This is a genomic window from Pseudomonas sp. AM4(2022), assembly GCF_036346515.1.
Classification (GTDB): Bacteria; Pseudomonadota; Gammaproteobacteria; order Pseudomonadales; family Pseudomonadaceae; genus Aquipseudomonas; species Aquipseudomonas paracarnis.
In genome coordinates, this window is record NZ_JAOTNW010000001.1 from 210102 (window position 1) to 233088 (window position 22987).

A 22987-nucleotide genomic window follows, 5' to 3' on the forward strand; every position below is an offset into this window, starting at 1 on the left:
CCGGCTCAAGAGAGGGCGAACGCCGCAACAGGGCTGGCCAACAGGGCGAGCCCCGAGAGGATCAAGGCCAGCCTTGGCCGATAAGGCAACAGCAACACCAGTAGCAACGCGCTGAGCATCAACACCGCGCACCACTCCACCAGGCCCTGGCTCCAACCGGCGCCCAACACCGCCGGCCAGATCGACACGGCCAGCAGCAACCAGCCCCCCACCCGCAACCCCAAGCGCCGCATGGGCGTGGGTTTGCTGTGCAGCAATTCGCCGTGGTGACGGTCGGTGGACAAACACAGTGCCATGAACCCGGCGTAGCACATCAATAGCGCCAGAAGCATCAGTTGGCCTGCTGCTTGAGTGTTAACCCGCGGGCACGCTCAGCCTTGGGTAGCGGCGCGCTGCGGTGGTGCATCTTCCAGGCTGCCCAGGCGAGAAACATGCCACTGGTCAGGCACGTCAGGTCGAAGCCGGCCAGCGCCCAGTCGCCGCTCGGCACGGAGACGCCCAAGTGGTGCGAGGTGGTGATGGCGTTAAGCAGTGGAATGGCGGCAAACAACAGCGCGCCGAGGCTCAGTTGCTCGACCCAACCCTGGCGACCGCGCCGCAGCAAGGCGTGCAACAGGCTCAGGCCCCAGGCGATAAAGAACGCCTGCACTTCCCAGTCGGAACGCGCGGAGAAGCTCACTGGCAACAGGCGGTTGGCCCAGAAAAACGCCGCGATGGCGATCATCAATCCGGACATGCTGGCAATATTCAGCACCTCCACCAGACGCAGCTCAAAGGGCATCACCGAGGCCTTGGCGTGTTTGAGCTGGCGTTTGCCCAGCCAGATCACCAGGCCTGTGCCGATCATCGCCGTGCCCGCCAGGCCGCAGATAAAGTACAGCCAGCGCAGCACCGGGCCGGCGAAATGGCCCATGTGCAAACCATAGAAACTGCCACCGATGGCCGTCGCCAATGACGGCTCGGCACTGTCTCGCAACAGCTCGCCAGTGGTGCCGCTGAACGACAACGTACTGCCCGAGGCATGCACTACGCTGTCGGAGCCGGCGCGGAACACATTGACCGAGGCGTTGGCATCGCCGGGGTTGTTGACCGCCACCCGCCCTACATGACCACCCGCCCACTGCTCCCGCGCCTGCTGGTACAGCGGCAATAACGGCAGCAACTGCCCTGGCTGGCCAAGGGCCGGCGCATTGTTGGTGTTGGGAAACAGCTCATTGAAAAACGCCCGGCTGTCGTCGCCATAGGACGCCACGATGGGCGCAGGCATGACCATGCTCATGAAAATCACCAGGCTGCTGTAGGTGATCATCAGGTGAAATGGCAGCACCAGCACACCCACCGCGTTGTGCCCGTCCAGCCAGGAGCGCTGGCCTTTGCGTGGGCGGAAGGTGAAGAAGTCCTTGAAGATTTTCTTGTGGGTGATGATGCCGGTGATCAGCGCGACGAACATCACCATAGCGGCGATGGTCGACAGCCAGCGGCCCCACGGGTAAGGCATTTGCAGTTGGAAGTGGAAACGATAGAAGAACTCGCCGCCCTTGCTTTCGCGGGCCTGCACCGGTTGGCCGGTGACCGGGTCGAGGACTTTCTGGATGAAGGTACCGCGCTTGCCGGGCTCGACCTTGTCTTGCCACATCACCGACAAACCGGGGTCGCGGCGGGTCGGCAAGGTAATGAACCAGCGTGCGGCGGTAGGCGCCTGCTGTTGCAGATAGCTTTGCGCGACGGCGAGGCTGCGCCCATCGTCCAGGGGGTGGGCCTGCACTTCGGGCTGCATCCAGTGGGTTATTTCATCTTTGAAATAGGCCAGGGTGCCGGTCAGGAAAATCGCGAACAGCAGCCAGCCGAAGATCAAGCCTGCCCAGGTGTGCAGCCAGGCCATGGCCTGGCGAAAGCCCTCTTTCATGTGCGAGCCATCCAGAAACCAATGCCGGCCAGGGTGGCCAACAGTGCGCTCGGCACCATCACCCCTGCCCAGGCGCGCCATGCCGTGCGGCAGGCAAAACACCAGAGCACCGCCAGCAGGTAAAACACAAAGGAACTCATCATGCCGGTGACCACCGCATCGGCACGGGAGGTGGGCAGCCAGAGCGCCAGGCAAATGGCGGCCAGGGAGGCCATCAGGTAACCGCCAATCACCGCCGCCAGCACGCGCGAGGTGACGGCGAGGCGGTAGGAAACGGGCAATGAGGTTTTGCTTTTCATGCGGCAGGCGCCTGGTTCATCAGCGCGCAATATTAATGATAAATATTCTCATAAGCAAAAGAGAACGGATGAATCACCTTCCTTGGCCGATTGCCGAACCTTGTCATGCGCCCTACAATGCGAACAATTCTTGTTCTCTAAAGCATATCGAATGCTTGCGGAGTGATCGCGTTGCAGCCGTCCAATCCCGTCGAAGTGTTGTACAACGACCATCACCACTGGCTCACCGGCTGGTTGCGACGCAAGCTCGGCTGCCCGGAAAACGCCGCCGACCTGGCTCAGGACACCTTTATCCGCGTGCTCAGTGCCCGGGAAGCGCCAACACTGATCGAGCCGCGCGCCTTCCTCACCACCGTGGCCAAGCGCGTGCTGTTCAATTTCTACCGTCGCCAGGACCTGGAACGCGCCTACCTCGAGACCTTGGCGCAGATGCCCGAACACGTGGTGCCGTCAGAAGAAGACCGCGCAATCATCCTGCAGACCCTGCTGGAACTGGACCAACTGCTCGACGGCTTGCCCAAGCAGGTCAAACGCGCCTTCCTGCTGGCCCAACTCGATGGCCTGACCTACGCGCAAATCGGCTCGCAACTGGGCATCTCCATCGCCACCGTCAAACGCCACCTGACCAAAGCGGCCATGCGCTGCTACTTCGCCCTATGAACGTCTCCAGCCAAGTCGCCGAACAAGCCGTGCACTGGTTGCTGGAAATGCAGCAAGGCGCGCTCAACCCGCGCCAGCAGGCGGCCTGGCAGCAATGGTTGAATGCCCACAGCGAACACCAACGCGCCTGGGAGCAGATCCAGCGCGTCAACCAACGCCTGCGCGGCGTGCCCTCGCCCCTGGCCCACGCGGCGTTGAATGCGCCCACCTCCAGCAGCCGGCGTCAGGCGCTTAAATTGCTGTTGATTCTGGGTGCCGGTTCGGCTGCCGCCTGGAGCCTGCGCCAGCAACATATCCTGCCGCCGCTGACGGCTGACTATCGCAGCCCGGTGGGCCAGCGCCGCACAGTGCAATTGGCCGACGGCAGCCAGTTGCAGCTCAACACCGGCAGCGCTGTGGATGTGCATTTCGACGGCCAGCAGCGCCTGGTGCGCCTGCTTGAAGGCGAAATCCTGCTCACTGCCCGTGCAGGCCAGGCGCCGTTGCACGTGCTGACCGGCCAGGGCCTGCTCAGCAGCCAAGCGGCGCGCTTGACTGTGCGCCAGTTCAACGACCACACCCAACTGGCGGTGCTGGCCGGCCAGGTAGAGGTAATGCCCAGCCGCTACAACGGCTTGGCGCTGAGCGTCGATGCCGCGCACCAGGTCAATTTCACCCGCAAAGGCTGGGACACCCCACGCCCCACCGACGCCAACAGCGGCGCCTGGGCCGACGGCATGCTGGTGGCCGCACACATGCGCCTCGAAGACTTCCTCAATGAACTGGGACGCTACCGTCGCGGCCAGCTCCATTGCGATCCACAAGTCGCCAACCTGCTGCTGTCCGGCAGCTACCCGCTGGACGACAGCGAACGCATCCTCGACCTGCTGGAAATCAGCCTGCCGGTGAAAGTGCGGCGCTTTACGCGCTATTGGGTGACCGTGCAGGCACGGGCGTAATGCAACGCGCTTTTTGTAGAAGCGAGCTTGCTCGCGAAAAACCTCAACCCACCGCGTTAAACCAGACAACCCGCATTATCGTTGACGACTTTCGCGAGCAAGCTCGCTCCTACAGTGGGCAGTGAACTCGAAATATTTTTTGCAGCTGTGAGCCGTTTTCCGCACCTGGCGTGACAGAGAAGGAAAGCCCCCTTGATCCTTCCTTCTCAGGACCGCCCTTCATGCCCCAGCACCCGACGCTTCTCGCCCGTACACTGCGCCAACTCCTGCTCGGTGCCAGCCTCAGCCTGACCGCACTGCCGGCGGTGATGGCGGCCGACGCCAAGGCGTACCACATCGCGCCGACCACCCTGGAAGCGGCCCTGAATCAATTCGGTCGCGAAGCCGGGGTGCTGGTGTCCTTCGGTTCCGCCGTGACGGCCGGTATGCAAAGCCCTGGGTTGTCGGGCAACTACAGCGCTGCCGAGGGCTTGCAAAAACTACTGGAAGGCACCGGCCTGCAAGCCCGGGCCGAGGGTGATAACGCCTACAGCCTGCAACCGGCCGGCGCACCCGCTACCCTGGAGCTGCAGACCTCCAACGTGGTCGGCGACTGGCTCGGTGACGCGGCGCAAACCAACGTGTTCGAACACCCCGGCGCCCGTGATGTGATCCGCCGCGAAGAATTCGAACGCCAGGGCGCCACCCAGGCCCGCGATGTGCTCAACCGCATCCCCGGAGTCAACGCCCCGGATAACAATGGCACCGGTAGCCACGACATGGCGCTGAACTTCGGCATTCGCGGGCTCAACCCGCGCCTGGCGTCGCGCTCCACCGTGCTGATGGATGGCATCCCGGTGCCCTTCGCGCCTTACGGCCAGCCGCAACTCTCCTTTGCGCCGATCAGCATGGGCAACATGGACGCGGTGGATGTGGTACGCGGCGGCGGTGCGGTGCGCTATGGCCCGCAAAACGTGGGCGGCATTGTCAACTTCGTCACCCGTGCCATCCCGGATGCGCCGACGGTCAAGGGTGGCTTGCAGACCGAGACCAGCCCCTCCTCCAGCCACGACGGCTTCAAGACCACCGGCAACCTGCTGACTGGCGGCACCGCCGACAATGGCTTGGGTGGCGCGCTGCTGTACTCCGGCACCCGCGGCGGCGACTGGCGCGAAAACAGCAACACGCGCATCGACGACCTGATCCTCAAGGGCAAATACCAGTTGGACGACGCCAACAGCTTTAACGCCATGGCGCAGTACTACGAAGGCCAGGCCGACATGCCGGGCGGTTTGAACGTCAAGGACTACAAGGCTGATCCGTACCAGTCCACCCGCCCCTACGACAAGTTCTGGGGCCGCCGCACCCTGTTCAATGTGGGCTATCGCTACGAGCAGGACCGCCGCGAATTCACGGTCAACAGTTTCTTCACCAAGACCCTGCGCAGCGGTTACCTGGACCAGGGCAGTTTCCTGTCGCTGTCGCCACGCGAGTATTGGGTACGCGGCCTGGAGACGCGCTTCGCCCAGGGCTTCGACCTCGGTCCCACCAGCCATGAAGTGGGTGTGGGCTACCGCTACATCAATGAAGCCGGCCACGAACTGCGCTACCGCACGCCGATTGCCGCCAACCAGCAAATCCCCACCACCAACAGCCGCAACGACCGCGACACGCGCGGCGGCACCGAAGCCAATGCGTTCTTCATCGACGACCGCATCGACATCGGCAAGTGGACCATCACCCCAGGCATTCGCTACGAGATGATCGAGTCCCAGCAGACCAACAACCTGAGCAACGTCAAATACAAGGGCGACTACAACACTGCCCTGCCGGCGCTAAATGTGCTTTACCACCTCACCGACGACTGGAACCTGTACGCCAACACCGAAGGCTCGTTCGGCAGCGTGCAATACAGCCAGATGCCCAACCGCGTGAACAGCGGCGAAGTGAAACCGGAAAAAGCCCGCACCTGGGAACTCGGCACGCGCTATGACAACGGCAACCTGCGTGCGGAAATCGGTGCGTTCCTGATCAACTTCGACAACCAGTACGACAGCAACCAGACCAACGACACCGTGATCGCCCGCGGTGAAACGCGCCACCAAGGCATCGAGTCGAGCATCAACTACGCTCTCGACGGCCTGAGCCCGGCGCTGGCAGGGTTTGATGTGTACGCCACCTACGCCTATGTGGATGCGACCATCCGCGAAGACGGCCCGAACAAAGGCAACCGCGTGCCCTTCTCCTCCAAGCACAAAGGCACGCTCGGCGTGGGTTACACCGAAGGCCCGTGGAAGCTCAACTTCGACAGCAGCTACCAGAGCAGCCAGTTCGCCGATAACGCCAACACCCAGGCCGAAAGCGCCGACGGCGCCAATGGCCGCATCCCCGGCTACATGCTGTTCAGCAGCCGCGCAGCCTATGACTTCGGCCCGCAGTTGTCGGATTTGAATGTGGCGGTGGGGGTGAAGAACATCTTCAACAAGCAGTACTACACCCGCTCGTTCGACGACAACAACAAGGGCAAGTACGTGGGTGAGCCGCGCACGGTGTATGTGCAAACTTCTATCGCGTTCTGACTGCATTTTGTAGGAGCGAGCTTGCTCGCGAAAAACTCACAGGCGCCGTGTTCATTCAGCAAACACGCGTTGTTGTTGATGTTTTTCGCGAGCAAGCTCGCTCCTAAAGATGATTTTCAGTCTAGCTACCCGCCAGACAACTGGGGGTGGCCGCCACCAGCGCGTCAATGGCACACCGCGTCTTGGCCGGCATATGCGCCGCCGTCGGCCAGATCACATGGATCGGCGCGGGTTGCTCACGGTAGCTGGGCAGCACGGCCTGCAACTGCCCACGCAGCGCATAGTGGGCAATCAACCAACTCGGCAACCAGGCCAGGCCCACGCCCGCGATGGCGGCATCGGCTACCGCCTGGAGGTCGTCCACGATCAAGGGCGAAGCCAGGCGAGAACGCTGCGCGGTGTTGCTGCGGTAGGCAATGCCACGATGAGCGGCCAGGTCTTCGATACTGTCAATAGCACCCTTGCGCTGCAAATACGCCGGTGACGCCGCCAGCCCCATGGCCTGCTGACCCAGGCGGCGGGCACTCAGGCGGTCGGTGTCCGGCAACGGGCCGATGCGCACGGCCATATCGAAGCCTTCCTGCACCAAGTCGATCATGCGGTCGGAAAAACACATATCGATTTCCAGTTCCGGATAACGATCCAGCAAGGCCCATAACGCCGGCGCGGCATAATGATGACCAAACGCCAGGGGCACGCTCACTCGCAAACGCCCGCGGGGTTGCTGGCGGCCGCTTTCCAGCACGGACTCGGCCGCCTCCAGCTCCGCCAAGGCACGCAAGCAATGCTCGTAGTACGCCTGGCCATCCTCAGTCAACCGCTGGCGCCGGGTAGAACGCTGTAACAGGCAAGTGCCCAGGCGTGCCTCCAGGCGCGCCAGGCCCTTGCCCACCGCCGAGCGCGTGAGGTTCAGGCGCTCGGCGGCTTCGGTGAGGTTGCCGCTTTCAACAATCTGCAGAAAGAGTTCGACACCATCAAAACGTGGGGTAGCCATGCTTAATTGTCGCCCTGTATTCCCTTATTTACGGAAAAGTTGTCGCCAATAAAGAACCTTATTCCCGAGAGAATAGCTTCTCCCGCTCTCGAAAGGAATGTCGTATGCCCCGCGCCGCCGCACTCTCGGCCCTCACTCCCCCGCGCACCGCCAGGAACGGCCTGGCCCTCACCGCAGTCTGCCTGGTGGCCCTGATGTTCGGCCTGGAAATCTCGAGCGTGCCGGTCATCCTGCCGACGCTGGAACAGGAACTGGGCACGGGCTTTCAAGACGCCCAATGGATCATGAATGCCTACACCCTGGCCTGCACCAGCGTGCTGATGGCGGCGGGGACCTTGGCGGATCGCTTTGGTCGTCGGCGTGTGCTGGTGTTGTGTCTGTGGCTGTTCGCCCTGGCCTCGCTGGCCTGTGGCTTGGCCAACGATGCGCCGACACTGATCGCAGCGCGGTTCGTCCAGGGCATTGGCGCCGGGGCCATGATGATTTGCCAGTTCGCGATCTTGTCCCATCAGTTCCGCGAACCGGCGGCGCGTGCGCGGGCCTTTGCGATATGGGGCGTGATCGCTGGCGTGGGCCTGGGTTTCGGACCGATGGTGGGGGCCTTGATCCTGGCCGTGGCGGACTGGCGCTGGGTGTTCCTGGTGCTTGTACCGCTGACCCTGTTTACCTTGGTGTTGTTGCACGTCAGCGTGCAGGAGTCCCGCGACCCGGCCAGCCACCGCCTCGACATTGCCGGCATGCTGACCATGACACTCACGGTGTTTGCGCTGGTTTATTTCATCACCCAGGGCAGCGAAATCGGCTTTAGCACCCCGGCGATGCTCGGCTGGGCCGGCCTGTCGGTCTTCGGGCTGCTGCTGTTTATCTTGATTGAGCGGCGCAGCGCCCATCCAATGTTCGACTTCTCGGTGTTCCGCATCCAACGTTTCAATGGCGCGTTGATGGGCTCGATCGGCATGAACTTCAGCTTCTGGCCGTTCATGATTTACCTGCCGTTGTACTTCCAGGCGGGCCTGGGTTACGACACGCTGACCACCGGCGCCGCCTTGCTCGCCTACACCTTGCCCACTTTACTGGTGCCGCCGCTGGCCGAACGCCTGGCCCTGCGTTTTGGCGCCGAACGCATCATTCCCCTGGGCCTGGGGACAATGGGCGCAGGGTTCATGGGGATGGCCGCCGTTAATTACGCCGAACAACCCAGCACGGCGCTGGTGCTGCTCAGTTGCGTGATCGCCGGTATCGGACTGGCGTTGACCAATTCGCCAACCACCAATACCACCACCGGGTCCGTCTCGAATGACCGCGCAGGCATGGCCTCGGGCATCGACTTCAGCGCACGGCTGATCACCCTGGCACTCAATATCGCGCTGATGGGCCTGGTGCTGTTGTTGGGGATCAGCCACAACCTGGCCCATGTGCTGCCTGACAGCACGGCATTGGAGTGGGCAAGCCTCAGCCAGCACATTGCCGCCGGCAAATTGGATGCGCCGGGGCTGACCGTTCTGGATGCGCAAACAGCACTACGCAGCGGCGCCGGCTGGGCCATGCTGTTTGCGGGGTTGGGCGCCTGCGGGCTGGCGATGCTGAGCCGGCATTTCTTCCGGCGCGAGCGCTGAACGAAAAACGGGCCTGCATGTGCAGGCCCGTTTTCAGTGGGGGAATGAAAAAACAATCAGCCGTTAATGGCAGCGTTTTCGTTTTCCAGGAATTCCTCTTCCAACGCGTCTTCATTCACTTTGTTGATTGGCTGGTTTTTACCGGCAGCGCGCGGCTTGCCTTGCAGTTTGCCAAACAGATGTTCCAGTGCGTGGTCGAGCTTGACTGCGGCGCCATCGATCGCTTGCTCCAGCGTATCGGCTTTATGGCACACGGAAACTGGTTGATGGCCCTTTGGCCGTGCTTCCAGACGGCAACTCAAATCGTGAGGGCCGGGCTTGTCGCCGTTCTCGTCTCGCAGGTAGACCTCTACACGGGTCAGGTCTTCTTCGTAGCGTTCGAGCGTGCTCTCAATGGTAGTACGTACCCACTCCTCCAGTCGGATGCTGCTTTCAATATGGTTATCGCTATTGACTTGGATTTGCATAGTTCTTCCCTTATTTCAGCTAGCTCGCCAGAGGTCACAAACTGCAACACCGGGGTGGTGAAACCATGACCTCTTGATTACACAATTGAGCACCTGCTGAAACAATTCAAGTCCTTTGCAAAGATAAATCCCACATTACAAATTAACCCTGACGACGAGCAAAAACGCTGTTAGGGTGGGGAGTTAGTTACATCTTCTTACGCCCTGCCAAACTCACAATTGCTCCTCTCCCAACGGGTGCAATCCGCGAAAAACCCCCGCTTCCTCCACCAGCCAATCATGCACCGCACGCACGCCCGGATGGTTCAACGCGCCCGGCGCATACAGCAGTACATAGCGTTTATGGTTGGGCACCGCCAGGCCGAACGGCACGATCAAGGTGCCGCGCTCCAGTTCATCGTTCAGCAAGGTGCGCCGCGCAATCGCCACGCCCATGCCGGCGATGGCGGCTTCGATGGTCAAGTGGTTGCGGTTGAAGGTGTGCCCGCGTCGTACGTCGGCACCGTGGTAGCCGATAGCATTGAGGTAAAACTCCCATTCGGCATATTCATAACTCCCACGCCAGGCCGTGATGTCGTGCAGCAGCGGGAAATGGGCCAGGTCCGCCGGGCCATGCAAGGGCGGGCGGCCACGCAACAGGCTGGGGGCGCACACCGGGAATATCTGTTCATCCAACAGGGCTGTGGATAACAACCCTGGGTAGCTGCCGTCGTTCAGGTCGATGGCCAGGTCGAAGTCGCCTTCATGCAGGGCGATGCTGCTGTCTTCGGCGACCATGCGCAGTTGAATGTCCGGAAAACGCTGCTGAAAGCGCGGCAGACGCGGGGTCAGCCATTTGCCCAGAAACGAGGGGATCGAACGCAGGCGCAAGGTGCCGCTGATCATCCCGGCGTCCAGACGCTGCAACTCTGCATCAATGCTGCCGTAGGCCTCACCCACCACGGCCGCCAGGCGCTGCCCCTCGGCGCTGAGTTCTACCCCCCGCGCACGCCGATGAAACAGCCGGAAGCCCAGGCGCTCCTCCAACTGGCGAATTTGTTGGCTCACCGCTCCCGGCGTGATGTGCAGTTCCTCGGCGCAGCGGGTGAACGACAGATGCCGTGCAGCGCAGGAAAACACATGCAACCAGACATAGGTCTGGCCGTGGAGGGGGCGGGTCATAGCGTTTAGTCCTGCTAAAGGGTGTCTTAGGATAATTCGTTGGTCAGTACCGATCCAGAGGCTCAGTATCGCGCCAATTCCGCCTGCTCTACAAAACATGGCAGCGATTTCTACTCCATTGCTTGTAAGGCTTTAGCATGGCTATCAGTGTTTTCGATCTATTCAAGGTGGGCATCGGCCCTTCCAGCTCCCACACCGTCGGCCCGATGCGCGCTGCCGCGACGTTCGCCCAAGCCCTGACCGACCAGCATGTGCTCAGCCAAACCCGTCGCGTCGAAGTGCGCCTGTATGGCTCGCTGTCCGCTACCGGCGTCGGCCATGCCACCGACCGCGCCTGCGTCATGGGCCTGATGGGCGAATGGCCAGACCGCGTCGACCCCACCTCAATCAACGGGCGTATCCAGCAATTACGCGAGTCCGGCCGGCTGTTGCTGGCCGGCCAACAGGAGATTGCCTTCAACTGGCACACCGACCTGTTGCTGCTGGACGAAAGCCTGCCTTACCACCCCAACGCCATGTCCCTGCATGCCTATGGCGACAGCGGCCTGCTGAGCGAACAAACCTATTACTCGGTGGGCGGTGGTTTTATTATCGAAGCCGCCGAAGCCGCATCAGGCGTGGCGCCCACCAGCGATGTGCAATTGCCCTATGACTTTTCCAGCGCCGTGGAACTGCTGGCCTTGTGCAACAAGCACGGCCTGCGGGTATCCGAGCTGATGATGGCAAATGAACGGGCGTGGCGCAGCGACGAAGAGATCCGCAGCGGCCTGCTGCATATCTGGTCGGTGATGCGCGAATGCGTGGAGCAGGGCCTGCGCGATGAAGGCATCCTGCCCGGCGGCCTGGATGTGCCCCGTCGCGCCGCGAAGTTGCACCGCAGCCTGCTGGAAATCGGCAAGCCCAACGTGATTACCTCGACCTTGTCGGCGATGGAATGGGTCAACCTGTTCGCCCTCGCCGTCAACGAAGAAAACGCCGCCGGCGGGCGCATGGTCACCGCGCCGACCAATGGCGCGGCCGGGATCATCCCCGCCGTGCTGCACTACTACATGAAGTTCAACGCGGACGCGTCTGACGACGATGTGGTCAATTTCTTCCTCGCCGCCGCCGCCGTCGGCATCCTCTGCAAGAAAAACGCCTCCATCTCCGGCGCCGAAGTCGGCTGCCAGGGCGAGGTAGGTTCGGCCTGCGCCATGGCCGCTGCCGGCTTGGCCGATATTCTCGGCGCCACCCCGGAGCAACTGGAAAACGCCGCCGAAATCGGCCTGGAACACAACCTCGGCCTGACCTGCGACCCGGTCGGTGGCCTGGTGCAGGTGCCGTGCATCGAGCGCAATGCCATTGCGGCGGTCAAGGCGATCAACGCCACGCAGATGGCCCTGCGCGGCGACGGCAAACACTTCATCTCCCTCGACCGGGTCATTCGCACCATGCGCGATACCGGCGCCGATATGCATGACAAATACAAAGAAACTTCACGGGGCGGCCTGGCGGTCAGCTGGGTGGAGTGCTGATCGGAGCACTGCTACCCGCCCCAACGTGAGCCCGCGCAAAAATAATAACGAGGCAATACCGATGACTGATGTACGTACACCTGTTGCCGAAAATCCCGATGTCAGAGAAAACACAGTAACCACCGGCTGGACCAAACACGACACCACCTGGATGCTCGGCCTCTACGGCACCGCCATCGGCGCGGGCACCCTGTTCCTGCCGATCAATGCCGGCGTCGGCGGTTTCTGGCCGCTGATCGTGCTGGCATTGCTGGCATTTCCGATGACCTTCTTCGCCCACCGTGGGTTGACGCGCTTTGTGCTGTCGGGCAAATCCGGCGACATCACCGAAGTGGTGGAGGAACACTTTGGTGTCGGCGCCGGCAAGCTGATCACCCTGCTGTACTTCTTTGCGATTTTCCCGATCCTGCTGGTGTACAGCGTGGCGCTGACCAACACCCTGGGCAGTTTCATGGAGCACCAATTGCACATGGCGCCGCCGCCCCGGGCGATCTTGTCCCTGGTGCTGATCCTTGGCCTGATGGCCATCGTGCGTTGTGGCCAGAGTGTGATCGTCAAGGCCATGAGTGTGCTGGTGTACCCTTTCGTTGCTGCGCTGTTGCTGCTGGCTGTCAGCCTGATCCCTAACTGGAATGGCGCGTTCTTCGCCTCCGCCAGCGAAGGCATGCCGTTGCCGCTGTTTTTCAAGACGTTGTGGCTAGCGATCCCGGTGATGGTGTTCTCGTTCAACCATTCGCCGATCATCTCCGCCTTTGCCGTGGACCAGAAGCGCGTCTACGGCGCCCAGGCCGAGCGCAAAAGCAGCGGCATCCTGGCCACCGCCCACGGCATGATGGTGCTAACCGTGATGTTCTTCTGCTTCAGCTGCGTGCTGGCGCTGTCACCGGCTGACCTGGCCGCTGCCAAGGCGCAGAACATCTCGATCCTGTCGTACCTGGCCAACCACTTCCAGACGCCGGTGATTGCCTACGCCGCACCGTTGATCGCACTGGTGGCGATCACCAAATCCTTCCTGGGCCATTACATTGGTGCCAGCGAAGGCTTCCAAGGCTTGATCGTCAAATCCCTGCGCGGGCGCAACCGTTCGATGTCGGCGAAATGGCTGGAACGCTGCACCGCGTTGTTCATGGTGCTGACCTGCTGGGCCGTGGCCACCTTCAACCCGAGCATCCTGGGCATGATCGAAACCATGGGCGGGCCGATCATCGCGTGCCTGCTGTTCCTGATGCCAATGTACGCCATCCGCCGAGTGCCATCTTTGCGCCAGTATTCAGGCCAGGCATCGAATGTGTTTGTGGTGGTCATCGGGCTGATTGCGCTGTCTGCGATCGTTTTTTCCGTGATGCCCTGAATTAGCTCACTGATCTCCAAAAGCAGCACAAAAAAATGTGGGAGCGGGCTTGCTCGCGAATGCGGTCCTTCAGCCAAGTATTTGTTGGCTGATACACCGTATTCGCGAGCAAGCCCGCTCCCACATTTGGATTTCTGTGCCGGGTAAATCGCTGTACGGCACGGCCCTTGCTGTAGAACTTTCGAGGAAAACGGAATTTGGCCAGTGGTCAGGCAATGCGAACTAATCCTGACACCGGCCGTCAATGACTGCATGTTCTTATCAGGCGGTAACGCACCATGGACAATCCTTTTCAGATCATCACCGACACGTTCAGCCCCCAATACCGCGTCAACCTGAGCATCCAACGGCTGGACGGCAGCATCATGCTCACCCTCTCGGACGAGACCGGCGTAGTGGCCAAGCGCATGATCAGCGCCGAACAACGCAACGACCCGCAACGCCTCAAGCGCCTGGTGCAAAGCATCCAGTTCGGCATCGCCATCGAACAGGGCCACAGCGCCGTGCAAATCCTGGAACTGATGACGGACGGCGACAGCCACAAACTCCTGCAGCGCCCGCCCGCCCGTACCCTGCCCTTCAGCGTGGGGCTTTAAAGCTCGCCCTTCTCGGTCTCCAGGCTCGCCTCGCCCTTGCGACGCGGGCTTTCGACTTTCACCGAAGGGAAGGCCGACGAGGCGTAGCGCACTACCAGGATCGCAAACGCCAACAGCAAAATGCCGCCGCAGAGGTAGATGATGCCCAGGTCTGGCGGGTTGTGATGGGACACGTTGGAGATCAGCAAACGCGTGAGCGCTGTGATCGCCACGTAGATCAGGAAGCGCACCGGCATGTGGTTGGTCTTGAAGTAAATCCCGACCATGGCGCCCAATTCCAGGTAGATGAACAGCAGCAAGATGTCATCGATCTTGATGTGCCCGTTCTCCAGCATCCCCAGGAATTCCATCACCGCCGCCCAGGCGGTCACCGCACCGATGGCAAACAGCGCCAGGTAGTGGAACGACTCGACAAACAGATTACCCAGGGACTCGGCCAGCCCGTGGACTTGCTGGCGCAGCCTTTCGGCCCAGTTGATTTTCACGATGATGCTTCCTTAGGTCGGTTGGACCGGATAATGCGGGGTGGACGTGACGGTTGTTCTGCATGCAGAAAAAAGGCCAGCACTGCCATGAGATGATGGCTCGGTGGCATGAGGCACAGAAATCTGAGCCCTTGCCACAGTGAGCGTTTACGCTGTAGCAAACCCCCATTTCCCAACTACATTAAAAACCTACTATCCAAACCCCAACGTTTGGCTTATCCTTTTCGCTGTATATAAATACAGTAGTCGCAAAAGACAACTATCGTGAAGGCATGTGAGGTGGTGAATGGCCGTCGAAGTGGTATACCGCAGCAGCCGAGATCTGGAGCGTTTGTTCATGGATAAAGCCGAAGCTGACCGTCATGACAAGATGCTTGAACTCGCTGAGTTGCTGGCAGAGGTGTTGCAAAAAGCCGTGCCGTCGTTGAGCGAGCAGCAGGTGGAAGAAGCCGGGATCTACATGGCGAAGAACCGCGATGTCTTTGCCAAGGCGTTCAAGAGCCAGCCGGACGCATTGTCCGAGCTACTGAACCCGGCGGCGGAGTAACGCCCGAATTGAACAGGCCCTGAATCATGGTTCAGGGCCTTTTTAATGCCTGGCCTATTTGTACAGCAGGCGTTCGGCCAGCTCATCGGCCACCCGTGCGGGGGAGCGTTTTTCGGCTTGGGCGTGGGCGAAGATTTCGGTCAGGCGCGTGCCGATGTTCGACAGGTGCGCGGTGATGCCTGGCAGGTCGGTGCCGGCGTGTTTGAGGGCTACGTAGATCAGCCCGCCAGAATTGATCACATAGTCTGGTGCGTAGAGGATGCCGCGGCTTTCCAATTGGTCGGCGATGTCCAGGTTGGTCAGTTGTGCGCTGGCCGAACCCGCCACGGCGGCGCAACGCAGCTGGCCGACGCTGTTGCGGGTGAATACGGAGCCGAGGCCGCAGGGCGCAAGAATGTCGCAAGGGGTGCTGAGCAAGGCATCGTTGGCAATCGGGTGGGCGCCCAGTTGTTCCATGGCCAGTTGCACCTTACCGTGGTCGATGTCGCTGACCAGCAACTCGGCACCGGCGGCATGCAGTTGCTCGGCCAAGGCGTAACCGACGTTGCCCAGGCCCTGCACCGCCACGCGCAAGCCCTCGAGGTTGTCGCTGCCCAGGCGCGCCATGGCGGTGGTGCGGATACCGGCGAATACCCCCATGGCGGCATGGGGCGCGGGGTCGCCGGCGGCGGTGGTGCTGGTGACAAAGCGGGTGTTCTGGGCGATGCAGTCCATGTCGGCGACCGAAGTGCCGCTGTCGATCGAGGTGATGAAGCGGCCGTCGAGTTTTTCCACACAACGGCCAAACGCCTCGAACAGCGCCGCACGGCTTTCCACGTGCACGGGGCGGATGATCACCGCCGTGCCGCCGCCCACCGGCAGCCCGGCCAGTGCCGCTTTGTAGCTCATGCCTTGTGCCAGGCGCGCGGCATCGGCCACGGCGGTTTCGTCGTTAGGGTAAGCCAGGTAACGACAGCCACCCAACGCTGGGCCCAGGCGACTGTTGTGGATGGCGATGATCGCCTTCAAGCCGGTCACCGGATCAACGCTCAGGTGCAGCGATTCAAGGCGGGTGCTGTGCATGAGCGCAAACATCAATGAGCTCCCGAATCACTTCTGGTAGTGGGCCAAGTATAGGCTTGCGCCAGAAAACTGCTGGATTGCGCTGGAATAAGCCGCGCGTTTTCGTGGGATCTACGACATAAGAACGTGGGATATCTCTCAAGATGCTGGACGAAAATTCGCAGCAAGGCTAAAACGGGGGCATACGCCGGAGAACTCAATGAATCCCCGCACCGCCTTTTTCGCCTGCCTGGACCGTTCACCCCCCGCGCTGTTTGAAGCCGCGTTGTGGATTGCTGCCGAGCATGACGCCAGCGTGCAGCCGGCGTTGATCCTGCACGACCTTGGTGCGCTACAACAACAGGTGAGCCTGGGCATGCCCCTGCTACCAGCGGATGAACTCGGCCAGCCGCTGCTGCGGCGCATGAATGACCTGGGGTTTGCCCAGGATGACCACACTCCATTGCGTCCCGCCGCCGCGCTGCTGGACAAAGTGCTGCAACGCAAACGCGGGCAACCCTTGGCCATGGGCCTGATCGCACTGGAGATGGCAAAGCGCCTGGATATCCCGATGGTCGGCGTGAACTTCCCCGGGCACTTCCTGCTGCGGGTACCGGGAACCGATCACCTGTTGGACCCTTGCGGCGGTCGGCGCCTGTACCCCAACGACTGTCGCGAGTTGCTGGCGCGCCAATACGGGCCGAAGCTGAAATTGCAGGCCGACCACCTGCTGACCGCCGAGCCACGGGCGATCCTGCAGCGGCTGTCGCGCAACCTGCGCCAACTCTACCTTGCCAACGACGAGCCACTGGCCGCCCTGGTGGACGCCGAGCGCGTACTGGAACTGGGCAACGCCAGCGCCTCCGACTACCTGGCGCGGGCCAGCCTGTATCAACGCCTGGACTGCCCGAGTGCCGAACGCTTCGACCTGGAACACGCCCTGCTGCTCAGCGACGACCCGATCCAGCGCCTGCGCCTGACCGAGAGGCTGGGGCATCTGCCGCCCAACTCAGTGGTGCACTGACCCAACCTCCAACTGTAGGAGCGAGCTTGCTCGCGAAGAACGCAAGGGCACCGCGTTAAACCAGGATGCCCGCGTTATCGTTGACGTGCTTCGCGAGCAAGCTCGCTCCTACAGTTAGCGATTGAGAATATCGCCAGGCAATGAAGTTGTCGGCGTCGTTGGCTGCGGCGCCCGCACTTGAATAATCAGCAACGCTGCAATCACCGCCGGAATCGCGCAGAAGAAGAAAATCTGCTCGACCGGTATATGCATCGCCAACAACAGGCTGCCAAACAGCGGCCCCAGAATCGACCCGAATCGCCCCACACCCAACGCCCAGCCCGTGCCGGTGGCGCGCACGTGCGCCGGGTAGAAGTTGCTCGCGAAGGCATTGAGGGTCAGTTGCCCACCGATGATGCAGAACCCGGCAGCGAACACGCAGGCCACCAGGTAGCGTGGGTTGTCGTGGTTCAAGCCCAGCAGAATGGTGCACAGCGCTGCCGCCGCCAGCACGCCGGACAGCAACCGCACTTTGCTTTTCAGACGGTCGGCAAACCAGGCCATGAGGATCGCGCCCAAGGTGCCGGCGAATAGGAACATGGAGGTGACCAGATTGGCTTCGTTCAACGCCAGGCCGCTTTCGAGCAATAGCGACGGCAACCAACTGATCATGAAATACAGCAGGATCAGGCTGACGAAAAAAGTCGCCCAGATCAGCAATGTCGGGCGGGCATAGCCGTTGCGAAACAGCTCCACCACCGTCAGTTTGCTGCCCTGCTCCTGGCGGTTCTCGGCTTCGCTGGCGGACGGCGGCTGCCACTCGGGCAGCATCCGCCCCGTGACCTTGCGCAAACGCAGGTACGGCGGCGCATCGCGCAGCAACCGCGGCAGGGATTCGGGCAACAGCCATACCAGGAACGGGAACAGCAGCAATGGCGTCACGCCGCCGGCCAGGAACACCGCTTGCCAGCCAAAGCTGTCGATAAACCCCGCCGCTACGAAGCCACCCGCCGCGCCGCCGAACGAAAAACCGCACGCGGCCAGGGTCACCATCAAGGTGCGTAGGCGTGGCGGCGAATACTCCGACATCAACGCCATTGCACTGGGCATCGCGCCGCCCATGCCAATGCCGCAGATAAACCGCGCCGCCATCAACGTGGTCAGGGAATTGGCGAACACCATCAATACCGTGAGGCTGGCGTAGATCAGCACGCATGCCAGCAGGATACGTCGCACGCCAAACCGATCCGCCAGCGGCGTCACCAACAGCGAGCCGAGGGTGAGGCCCAGCAGGTTGGCACTGAACACGGGGCCGAATGCAGCTTTTTCCAGACCCCAATCCTGAGCCAATGCCGGCACTACATAGCCCAACACCTGGGCGTCATAGCCATCGGTGACCAGTAGAAGTGCCAGCAGCAGGAGAATCAACCATTGGTAGCGCGACACCGGGCGGGCGTCGAGTGCCGCGCGAAAGCTGGCAATCTGATTGTGCATCGCAAGGTACCTTTATTTTTTATTAGGTTGGCACGATCAAATGTAGGAGGGGTTTACCCCAATGCCGGTCAGTTAAGCGCGAATCCCCTGTGGGAGCGGTGTGTCAGTCACCGCATCTGCCACTGCACTAACGCTTTCGCAGGCAAGCCAGCTCCCACATTTGATCTTCGTGGCTGTGAGCATTGCGCTCGCTTAACTGAGCGGCATTGGGGCTTCCCCCCTCCCACAGGGGTCCTAGGGTGTGTCAGGCTGACTGGCGGGGTGGGCCTGCACGAAGGCCGGATGTTGGGCCGCCAGTGCCGCCACCCGCCCAATGCGTGGGTACGCCGCCAAGGGCACCTTGAAACGCTCGGCCGCGTACAACTGCGGGATCAAAAACGCATCGGCCAAGCCCGGCTGCTCGCCAAAGCAAAACCCAGTGTCGCCAATCAACTGCTCCACCGCGCCCAGGCCCTGGCTGATCCAGTGCCCTATCCACTCCAGCAATTGCGCCTCATCGTGCCCCCACTTGCGCAGCAAGTTCTGGGTGCTGGAGTTATGCAACGGGTGGATATCACAGGCGATGATCGACGCCACCGCCCGCTCATGAGCCCTGGCGACCAAATCCTTGGAGAGCAGCGGCACCTGTGGATAACGCTCTTCCAGGTACTCGATGATCGCCTGTGACTGAATCAGCAACGCCCCCTCATCGGTACGCAAGGCCGGAACGCGCCCTTGCGGGTTGATCGCCAGGTATTCCGGCTGGTGGTTGGCGCCGCCTGCCGGCACCAGCAGGTTGACCGGCAGCGCGGTGAAATCCAGGCCCTTGAGTGCCAGGGCAATACGTACCCGATACGACGCGGTAGAACGGTAGTAGGTATAGAGTTCCATTGCCCAGCCCTCTTAACGCGCCGCGACCACGGTACCGCGGCATTCGCCGAAACCGATGGAGGCAAAGCCTTCACGGTTGCAACGGGCACGCAGGATGATTTCGTCGCCGTCCTCGAGGAATTTACGTACCTCGCCGCTGGGCAATTCAATCGGCTTCTTACCGCCTTCGGTAATTTCCAGCAGGCTGCCGAACTGCCCCGGCTGCGGGCCAGACAACGTGCCCGAACCAAACAGGTCACCGGCCTGCAACTGGCAACCATTGACGCTGTGGTGCGCCACCATTTGTGCCACGGTCCAGTACATATGTTCGGTGTTGCTCAAGGTCAGGCGATGGGCGGGCAGGTTTTGCTCGCGCATCGAGGCCGTGGTGAGCAGCACTTCCAGTTCGATATCAAAGGCGCCCGCGTTCTGATCGCGCTTATCCAGCAGGTATGGCAGCGGTTGCGGATCACCTTCAGGGCGCGGCGGCTGGGCTTTGCGGAAAGGCTCCAAGGCTTCGGCAGTCACCACCCACGGCGAGATGCTGGTGATAAAGCTTTTCGACAAGAACGGCCCCAGCGGCTGGTACTCCCAGGCCTGGATATCCCGCGCCGACCAGTCGTTGAGCAGGCAGAAACCGGCGATATGCTCGGCGGCATCACCAATGGCAATCGCATCGCCCATGGCATTGCCCTGGCCGATCCAGATGCCCAGCTCCAACTCATAGTCCAGGCGCGCGCATGGGCCAAAGGTCGGCTCGGACTGGCCGGCCGGCAGGGTCTGGCCTTTAGGGCGTCGCACCTCTGTACCCGAGGGACGAATGGTCGAAGCACGGCCGTGGTAACCAATCGGCACGTACTTGTAGTTCGGCAACAGCGGGTTATCGGGGCGGAACAATTTGCCGACGTTTTGCGCGTGCTCGATGCCGACGTAGAAGTCGGTGTAGTCATTGATCTTGGCCGGCAGGTGCATCTGGCAATCGGCGGCACGGTGCAGCACGTGCGCTTCGCGGTTTTGCAGCTCGCTGCCTTCGGCCAGCAGTTCCAGCAGGCGCTCGCGCAGGGCAACGCGAGGGCCACGGCCCAGTTCGAAGAACGCGTTCAACTGCCCGCCCGCAGTAGCTTCGACGGCGCGTCGGGCTTCGCCCTCAAACGCGTCCAGTGCGGCATGCAGGTCGAGAATCGCATCGCCAATCGCCACGCCACTGCGCGGTGCCGAGCCGTTGATGCTGAACACGCCCAGGGGCAAGTTCTGCAGGGGGAAATCGGCGTGGCCGTTGGCCGAGGATACCCAACTGCGGGTCTGGGTTGGTTGAGTCATGGGTTATCTCCGGTTCGGGTTGAAGGTGGCGGGCAGCGCGGCCCAGCACGCGTCATACGCAGGTTGCAGTTGTGGGCACTCCAGGGCGAACTGGGTCGGGCGCAGCACTTGGCTGGTCTCGAACATGAACGCCATGGTGTTATCGATCTTGTGCGCCGCCAGGTCCGCATTGATGGCCTTGGTGCAGGTCTCGCCATCCGGGCCATGGGCGCTCATGCAGCTGTGCAGCGACGCGCCGCCGGGCAGGAAGCCTTCGGCCTTGGCATCGTAGGCGCCCTGGATCAGGCCCATGTATTCGTTCATCAGGTTGCGATGGAACCATGGCGGACGGAAGGTGTTCTCGGCCACCATCCAGCGTGGCGGAAAGATCACGAAGTCGAGGTTAGCCAGGCCATGCACGCTGGTGGGCGAGGTCAGCACGGTGAAGATCGACGGGTCCGGATGATCGAAACTCACCGTGCCAATGGTGTTGAAGCGACGCAGGTCGTATTTGTACGGCACATTGTTGCCGTGCCAGGCGACCACGTTGAGCGGTGAATGGTCCAGCTCGCAGCCCCACAGTTCACCGAGGAATTTCTGTACCAGCGTGGTCGGTTGCTTGAGGTCTTCGTAGTGGGCAACCGGCGTAAGAAAGTCGCGGGGGTTGGCCAGGCCGTTGCTGCCAATCGGCCCCAGGTCAGGCAGGCGCAGCGGAGCGCCGTGGTTCTCGGCGACGTAACCGCGGGCTTGCGTGTCCAGCAGTTCGATACGGAACTTGAGGCCACGAGGCAGCACGACAATTTCCAGCGGCTCGACATCCAGCACGCCCAGTTCGGTGGCGATGCGCAGGCGGCCCTGCTCGGGGACGACCAGCAGTTCGCCGTCGGCATTGAAGAACACGCGCTCCATGGAGCGGTTGGCGCGGTAGTTATAGATGCTGATGCCCGCTGGTTTTTCCGCCCCCGCATTGGCGACCATGCCCACCAGGCCGTCGATAAAGTCCGTCGGCTCACTCGGGATATCCAACGGGTTCCAACGCAAGCGATTGGGCGTCACCGCGCCCAACGGGCCACCGGCCAATTGCCGCGCAAGCTTGACGAACGCCGGGTGGTTGGCCGAAGGCTGGATGCGGTACAGCCAGGTGCGACGGGCTTCGCTGCGGGCCATGGTGAAGGCGGTGCCGGAAAACAGTTCGGTGTAGAGGCCGTAAGGGGCTTTCTGCGGCGAGTTCTGGCCAACCGGCAGCGCGCCGGGCAAGGCTTCGCTGGCGAATTCATTGCCGAAGCCCGACAGGTATTCGAGGTTCATGGATCGTCCTCTGAGGGTCAGTTGTATTTATCGTAATCCAGTTACGCATAACGTAATTTGATCACTGTTGACCGTCAAGCTATAAAGACGCCCATTCATCTTTCGGATTCTCGCCCTTCCATGGAAAAGCCCCGCGACACCGGTAAACAGAAAGTCCGCTCGGCGGAAGTCGGCACCGATATCCTCAAGGCCCTGGCCGAACTGTCCCCGGCCACCTCGTTGTCACGCCTGGCCGAACATGTGCAGATGCCGGCGAGCAAGGTCCACCGCTATTTGCAGGCCCTGATCGCGTCGGGTTTTGCCGAACAGAACGCAGCCACCAACCATTACGGCCTGGGCCGGGAGGCATTGCGAGTGGGGCTGGCGGCGCTGGGCAGCATAGATGTGTTGAAAGTCGGCGCCATGCCCCTGGCCGAACTGCGCGATGAATTGAATGAAACCTGCTTTCTGGCGGTGTGGGGCAACCAGGGCGCGACCGTGGTGCAGATCGAACCGGCAGTGCGCGCCGTTACCGTGGTGACGCAGTTGGGCTCAGTGCTGCCGCTGCTCAGCTCGTCTACCGGGCTGGTGTTCAGCGCTTACCTGCCGTCACGGGAAACTGTAGAACTGCGCGAACGCGAGGTTCAAGCCGGCACCGCTCATACCTTGGCAGACGATCAGGCCTATGCCAGCGTGTGCGAACAAATCCGCAGCCGTGGCCTGCACTTTGTGCATGGCTTGCTGATGCCCGGCGTGGATGCGTTGTCGGCGCCGGTGTTCAATGCGGTCGGGCAAGTGGCGGCAGTGATGACCGTGGTCGGCCCGACCTCACTGTTCCATGCCGATGAAGATGGCCCGGCGGCGCAGCACCTGCTGGCGGCGACCCGGGCCGTGAGTTGGCGCATGGGCTATCAGCCCTGAA

At 61.7% G+C, this 22987-nt stretch carries 22 protein-coding genes; 10 read left to right on the forward strand and 12 right to left on the reverse strand.

Features of this window, described 5'->3' with window-relative positions; all coding sequences use genetic code 11:
* Window positions 1–5: 5 nt before the first annotated feature.
* From ODQ19_RS00915 to ODQ19_RS00925, 3 genes are read right to left on the reverse strand one after another with little or no spacing between them, the layout of a single operon-like run.
* On the reverse strand, window positions 6–332 hold the full coding sequence (locus ODQ19_RS00915) for a DUF3325 domain-containing protein (protein WP_330209112.1): 327 nt from the start codon (window positions 330–332) through the stop codon (window positions 6–8).
* Entirely contained in the window at window positions 332–1906 is a 1575-nt protein-coding gene (locus ODQ19_RS00920) for a PepSY-associated TM helix domain-containing protein (protein ID WP_330209113.1), read from the reverse strand. The genes ODQ19_RS00915 and ODQ19_RS00920 overlap by 1 nt, the downstream gene beginning before the upstream one ends.
* Window positions 1903–2205: a DUF3649 domain-containing protein gene (locus ODQ19_RS00925; RefSeq protein WP_014717062.1), complete on the reverse strand. Its 303-nt coding sequence runs from the start codon at window positions 2203–2205 to the stop codon at window positions 1903–1905. Before ODQ19_RS00925 ends, ODQ19_RS00920 begins: the two co-directional genes overlap by 4 nt.
* Window positions 2206–2376: 171 nt before the next feature.
* Between ODQ19_RS00925 and ODQ19_RS00930 the strand changes: the two genes are divergently transcribed.
* The 3 genes from ODQ19_RS00930 (at window position 2377) to fecA (ending at window position 6361) form a co-directional block, all read left to right on the forward strand.
* Entirely contained in the window at window positions 2377–2865 is a 489-nt protein-coding gene (locus ODQ19_RS00930) for a sigma-70 family RNA polymerase sigma factor (RefSeq protein WP_330209114.1), read from the forward strand.
* On the forward strand, window positions 2862–3803 hold the full coding sequence (locus ODQ19_RS00935; protein ID WP_330209115.1) for a FecR domain-containing protein: 942 nt from the start codon (window positions 2862–2864) through the stop codon (window positions 3801–3803). The genes ODQ19_RS00930 and ODQ19_RS00935 overlap by 4 nt, the downstream gene beginning before the upstream one ends.
* Before the next feature lie 221 nt (window positions 3804–4024).
* Window positions 4025–6361, forward strand: a complete 2337-nt coding sequence (gene fecA / locus ODQ19_RS00940; RefSeq protein WP_330209116.1) for a TonB-dependent Fe(3+) dicitrate receptor FecA — start codon at window positions 4025–4027, stop codon at window positions 6359–6361.
* A gap of 121 nt (window positions 6362–6482) precedes the next feature.
* On the opposite strand, the gene ODQ19_RS00945 is transcribed toward fecA, so the two are convergent.
* On the reverse strand, window positions 6483–7355 hold the full coding sequence (locus ODQ19_RS00945; protein WP_330209117.1) for a LysR family transcriptional regulator: 873 nt from the start codon (window positions 7353–7355) through the stop codon (window positions 6483–6485).
* A 104-nt stretch (window positions 7356–7459) separates the two neighbouring features.
* Between ODQ19_RS00945 and ODQ19_RS00950 the strand changes: the two genes are divergently transcribed.
* A complete protein-coding gene (locus ODQ19_RS00950; RefSeq protein WP_330209118.1) occupies window positions 7460–8971 on the forward strand; it encodes an MFS transporter in 1512 nt (503 codons plus the stop codon).
* 56 nt (window positions 8972–9027) lie between these two features.
* On the opposite strand, the gene ODQ19_RS00955 is transcribed toward ODQ19_RS00950, so the two are convergent.
* Window positions 9028–9438 (reverse strand): HPF/RaiA family ribosome-associated protein, encoded by a 411-nt coding sequence (locus ODQ19_RS00955; RefSeq protein ID WP_003188815.1) that lies wholly within the window; start codon window positions 9436–9438, stop codon window positions 9028–9030.
* A 213-nt stretch (window positions 9439–9651) separates the two neighbouring features.
* Window positions 9652–10599: a LysR substrate-binding domain-containing protein gene (locus ODQ19_RS00960; protein ID WP_330209119.1), complete on the reverse strand. Its 948-nt coding sequence runs from the start codon at window positions 10597–10599 to the stop codon at window positions 9652–9654.
* A 137-nt stretch (window positions 10600–10736) separates the two neighbouring features.
* Between ODQ19_RS00960 and ODQ19_RS00965 the strand changes: the two genes are divergently transcribed.
* The 3 genes from ODQ19_RS00965 to ODQ19_RS00975 all read left to right on the forward strand — a co-directional run bounded on the left by ODQ19_RS00965 (window position 10737) and on the right by ODQ19_RS00975 (window position 14060).
* A complete protein-coding gene (locus ODQ19_RS00965; RefSeq protein WP_330209120.1) occupies window positions 10737–12113 on the forward strand; it encodes an L-serine ammonia-lyase in 1377 nt (458 codons plus the stop codon).
* A gap of 61 nt (window positions 12114–12174) precedes the next feature.
* Window positions 12175–13464 (forward strand): serine/threonine transporter, encoded by a 1290-nt coding sequence (locus ODQ19_RS00970; protein ID WP_330209121.1) that lies wholly within the window; start codon window positions 12175–12177, stop codon window positions 13462–13464.
* Between the two features lie 278 nt (window positions 13465–13742).
* Complete coding sequence (locus ODQ19_RS00975) at window positions 13743–14060, forward strand: DUF3509 domain-containing protein (RefSeq protein WP_078466754.1); 318 nt, start codon at window positions 13743–13745, stop codon at window positions 14058–14060.
* Here the strand turns inward: ODQ19_RS00975 and ODQ19_RS00980 are convergent.
* Window positions 14057–14545 carry a phosphate-starvation-inducible protein PsiE gene (locus tag ODQ19_RS00980; RefSeq protein ID WP_014717052.1) on the reverse strand — a complete coding sequence of 163 codons (489 nt, stop codon included), beginning with the start codon at window positions 14543–14545 and terminating at the stop codon, window positions 14057–14059. The genes ODQ19_RS00975 and ODQ19_RS00980 overlap by 4 nt on opposite strands.
* A gap of 286 nt (window positions 14546–14831) precedes the next feature.
* Between ODQ19_RS00980 and ODQ19_RS00985 the strand changes: the two genes are divergently transcribed.
* On the forward strand, window positions 14832–15092 hold the full coding sequence (locus ODQ19_RS00985; RefSeq protein ID WP_003188807.1) for a YebG family protein: 261 nt from the start codon (window positions 14832–14834) through the stop codon (window positions 15090–15092).
* Window positions 15093–15146: 54 nt separating this feature from the next.
* Here ODQ19_RS00985 and ODQ19_RS00990 read toward each other — a convergent pair whose 3' ends face one another.
* Entirely contained in the window at window positions 15147–16166 is a 1020-nt protein-coding gene (locus ODQ19_RS00990) for a Glu/Leu/Phe/Val dehydrogenase family protein (RefSeq protein WP_330209122.1), read from the reverse strand.
* 187 nt (window positions 16167–16353) lie between these two features.
* On the opposite strand from ODQ19_RS00990, the gene ODQ19_RS00995 reads away from it, so the two are divergent.
* Window positions 16354–17157, forward strand: a complete 804-nt coding sequence (locus tag ODQ19_RS00995) for a SirB1 family protein (RefSeq protein ID WP_330209123.1) — start codon at window positions 16354–16356, stop codon at window positions 17155–17157.
* 114 nt (window positions 17158–17271) lie between these two features.
* Here ODQ19_RS00995 and ODQ19_RS01000 read toward each other — a convergent pair whose 3' ends face one another.
* The 4 genes from ODQ19_RS01000 to hmgA all read right to left on the reverse strand — a co-directional run bounded on the left by ODQ19_RS01000 (window position 17272) and on the right by hmgA (window position 22086).
* The gene (locus ODQ19_RS01000) at window positions 17272–18630 is read right to left on the reverse strand and encodes an MFS transporter (protein WP_330209124.1); all 1359 of its coding nucleotides are present in this window, start codon (window positions 18628–18630) and stop codon (window positions 17272–17274) included.
* Window positions 18631–18864: 234 nt separating this feature from the next.
* The gene (maiA, locus tag ODQ19_RS01005) at window positions 18865–19500 is read right to left on the reverse strand and encodes a maleylacetoacetate isomerase (protein WP_330209125.1); all 636 of its coding nucleotides are present in this window, start codon (window positions 19498–19500) and stop codon (window positions 18865–18867) included.
* A 12-nt stretch (window positions 19501–19512) separates the two neighbouring features.
* On the reverse strand, window positions 19513–20799 hold the full coding sequence (fahA, locus tag ODQ19_RS01010; protein WP_330209126.1) for a fumarylacetoacetase: 1287 nt from the start codon (window positions 20797–20799) through the stop codon (window positions 19513–19515).
* 3 nt (window positions 20800–20802) lie between these two features.
* The gene (hmgA, locus tag ODQ19_RS01015; RefSeq protein ID WP_330209127.1) at window positions 20803–22086 is read right to left on the reverse strand and encodes a homogentisate 1,2-dioxygenase; all 1284 of its coding nucleotides are present in this window, start codon (window positions 22084–22086) and stop codon (window positions 20803–20805) included.
* Window positions 22087–22206: 120 nt separating this feature from the next.
* Between hmgA and ODQ19_RS01020 the strand changes: the two genes are divergently transcribed.
* Window positions 22207–22986 carry an IclR family transcriptional regulator gene (locus ODQ19_RS01020; protein WP_330209128.1) on the forward strand — a complete coding sequence of 260 codons (780 nt, stop codon included), beginning with the start codon at window positions 22207–22209 and terminating at the stop codon, window positions 22984–22986.
* Window position 22987: the final 1 nt, after the last annotated feature.

Bases quoted from the DNA above. Each gene is read 5' to 3' on its own strand.
- ODQ19_RS00995 (WP_330209123.1), top strand. From the start codon at position 16,354: ATGAATCCCCGCACCGCCTTTTTCGCCTGCCTGGACCGTTCACCCCCC.
- ODQ19_RS00935 (WP_330209115.1), top strand. From the start codon at position 2,862: ATGAACGTCTCCAGCCAAGTCGCCGAACAAGCCGTGCACTGGTTGCTG.
- fecA (WP_330209116.1), top strand. From the start codon at position 4,025: ATGCCCCAGCACCCGACGCTTCTCGCCCGTACACTGCGCCAACTCCTG.
- ODQ19_RS00990 (WP_330209122.1), bottom strand. From the start codon at position 16,166: ATGTTTGCGCTCATGCACAGCACCCGCCTTGAATCGCTGCACCTGAGC.
- ODQ19_RS01000 (WP_330209124.1), bottom strand. From the start codon at position 18,630: ATGCACAATCAGATTGCCAGCTTTCGCGCGGCACTCGACGCCCGCCCG.
- ODQ19_RS00965 (WP_330209120.1), top strand. From the start codon at position 10,737: ATGGCTATCAGTGTTTTCGATCTATTCAAGGTGGGCATCGGCCCTTCC.
- ODQ19_RS00975 (WP_078466754.1), top strand. From the start codon at position 13,743: ATGGACAATCCTTTTCAGATCATCACCGACACGTTCAGCCCCCAATAC.
- hmgA (WP_330209127.1), bottom strand. From the start codon at position 22,086: ATGAACCTCGAATACCTGTCGGGCTTCGGCAATGAATTCGCCAGCGAA.
- ODQ19_RS00970 (WP_330209121.1), top strand. From the start codon at position 12,175: ATGACTGATGTACGTACACCTGTTGCCGAAAATCCCGATGTCAGAGAA.
- ODQ19_RS00985 (WP_003188807.1), top strand. From the start codon at position 14,832: ATGGCCGTCGAAGTGGTATACCGCAGCAGCCGAGATCTGGAGCGTTTG.
- ODQ19_RS00925 (WP_014717062.1), bottom strand. From the start codon at position 2,205: ATGAAAAGCAAAACCTCATTGCCCGTTTCCTACCGCCTCGCCGTCACC.
- fahA (WP_330209126.1), bottom strand. From the start codon at position 20,799: ATGACTCAACCAACCCAGACCCGCAGTTGGGTATCCTCGGCCAACGGC.
- ODQ19_RS00945 (WP_330209117.1), bottom strand. From the start codon at position 7,355: ATGGCTACCCCACGTTTTGATGGTGTCGAACTCTTTCTGCAGATTGTT.
- ODQ19_RS00915 (WP_330209112.1), bottom strand. From the start codon at position 332: ATGCTTCTGGCGCTATTGATGTGCTACGCCGGGTTCATGGCACTGTGT.
- ODQ19_RS00950 (WP_330209118.1), top strand. From the start codon at position 7,460: ATGCCCCGCGCCGCCGCACTCTCGGCCCTCACTCCCCCGCGCACCGCC.
- ODQ19_RS00955 (WP_003188815.1), bottom strand. From the start codon at position 9,438: ATGCAAATCCAAGTCAATAGCGATAACCATATTGAAAGCAGCATCCGA.
- maiA (WP_330209125.1), bottom strand. From the start codon at position 19,500: ATGGAACTCTATACCTACTACCGTTCTACCGCGTCGTATCGGGTACGT.
- ODQ19_RS00960 (WP_330209119.1), bottom strand. From the start codon at position 10,599: ATGACCCGCCCCCTCCACGGCCAGACCTATGTCTGGTTGCATGTGTTT.
- ODQ19_RS01020 (WP_330209128.1), top strand. From the start codon at position 22,207: ATGGAAAAGCCCCGCGACACCGGTAAACAGAAAGTCCGCTCGGCGGAA.
- ODQ19_RS00920 (WP_330209113.1), bottom strand. From the start codon at position 1,906: ATGAAAGAGGGCTTTCGCCAGGCCATGGCCTGGCTGCACACCTGGGCA.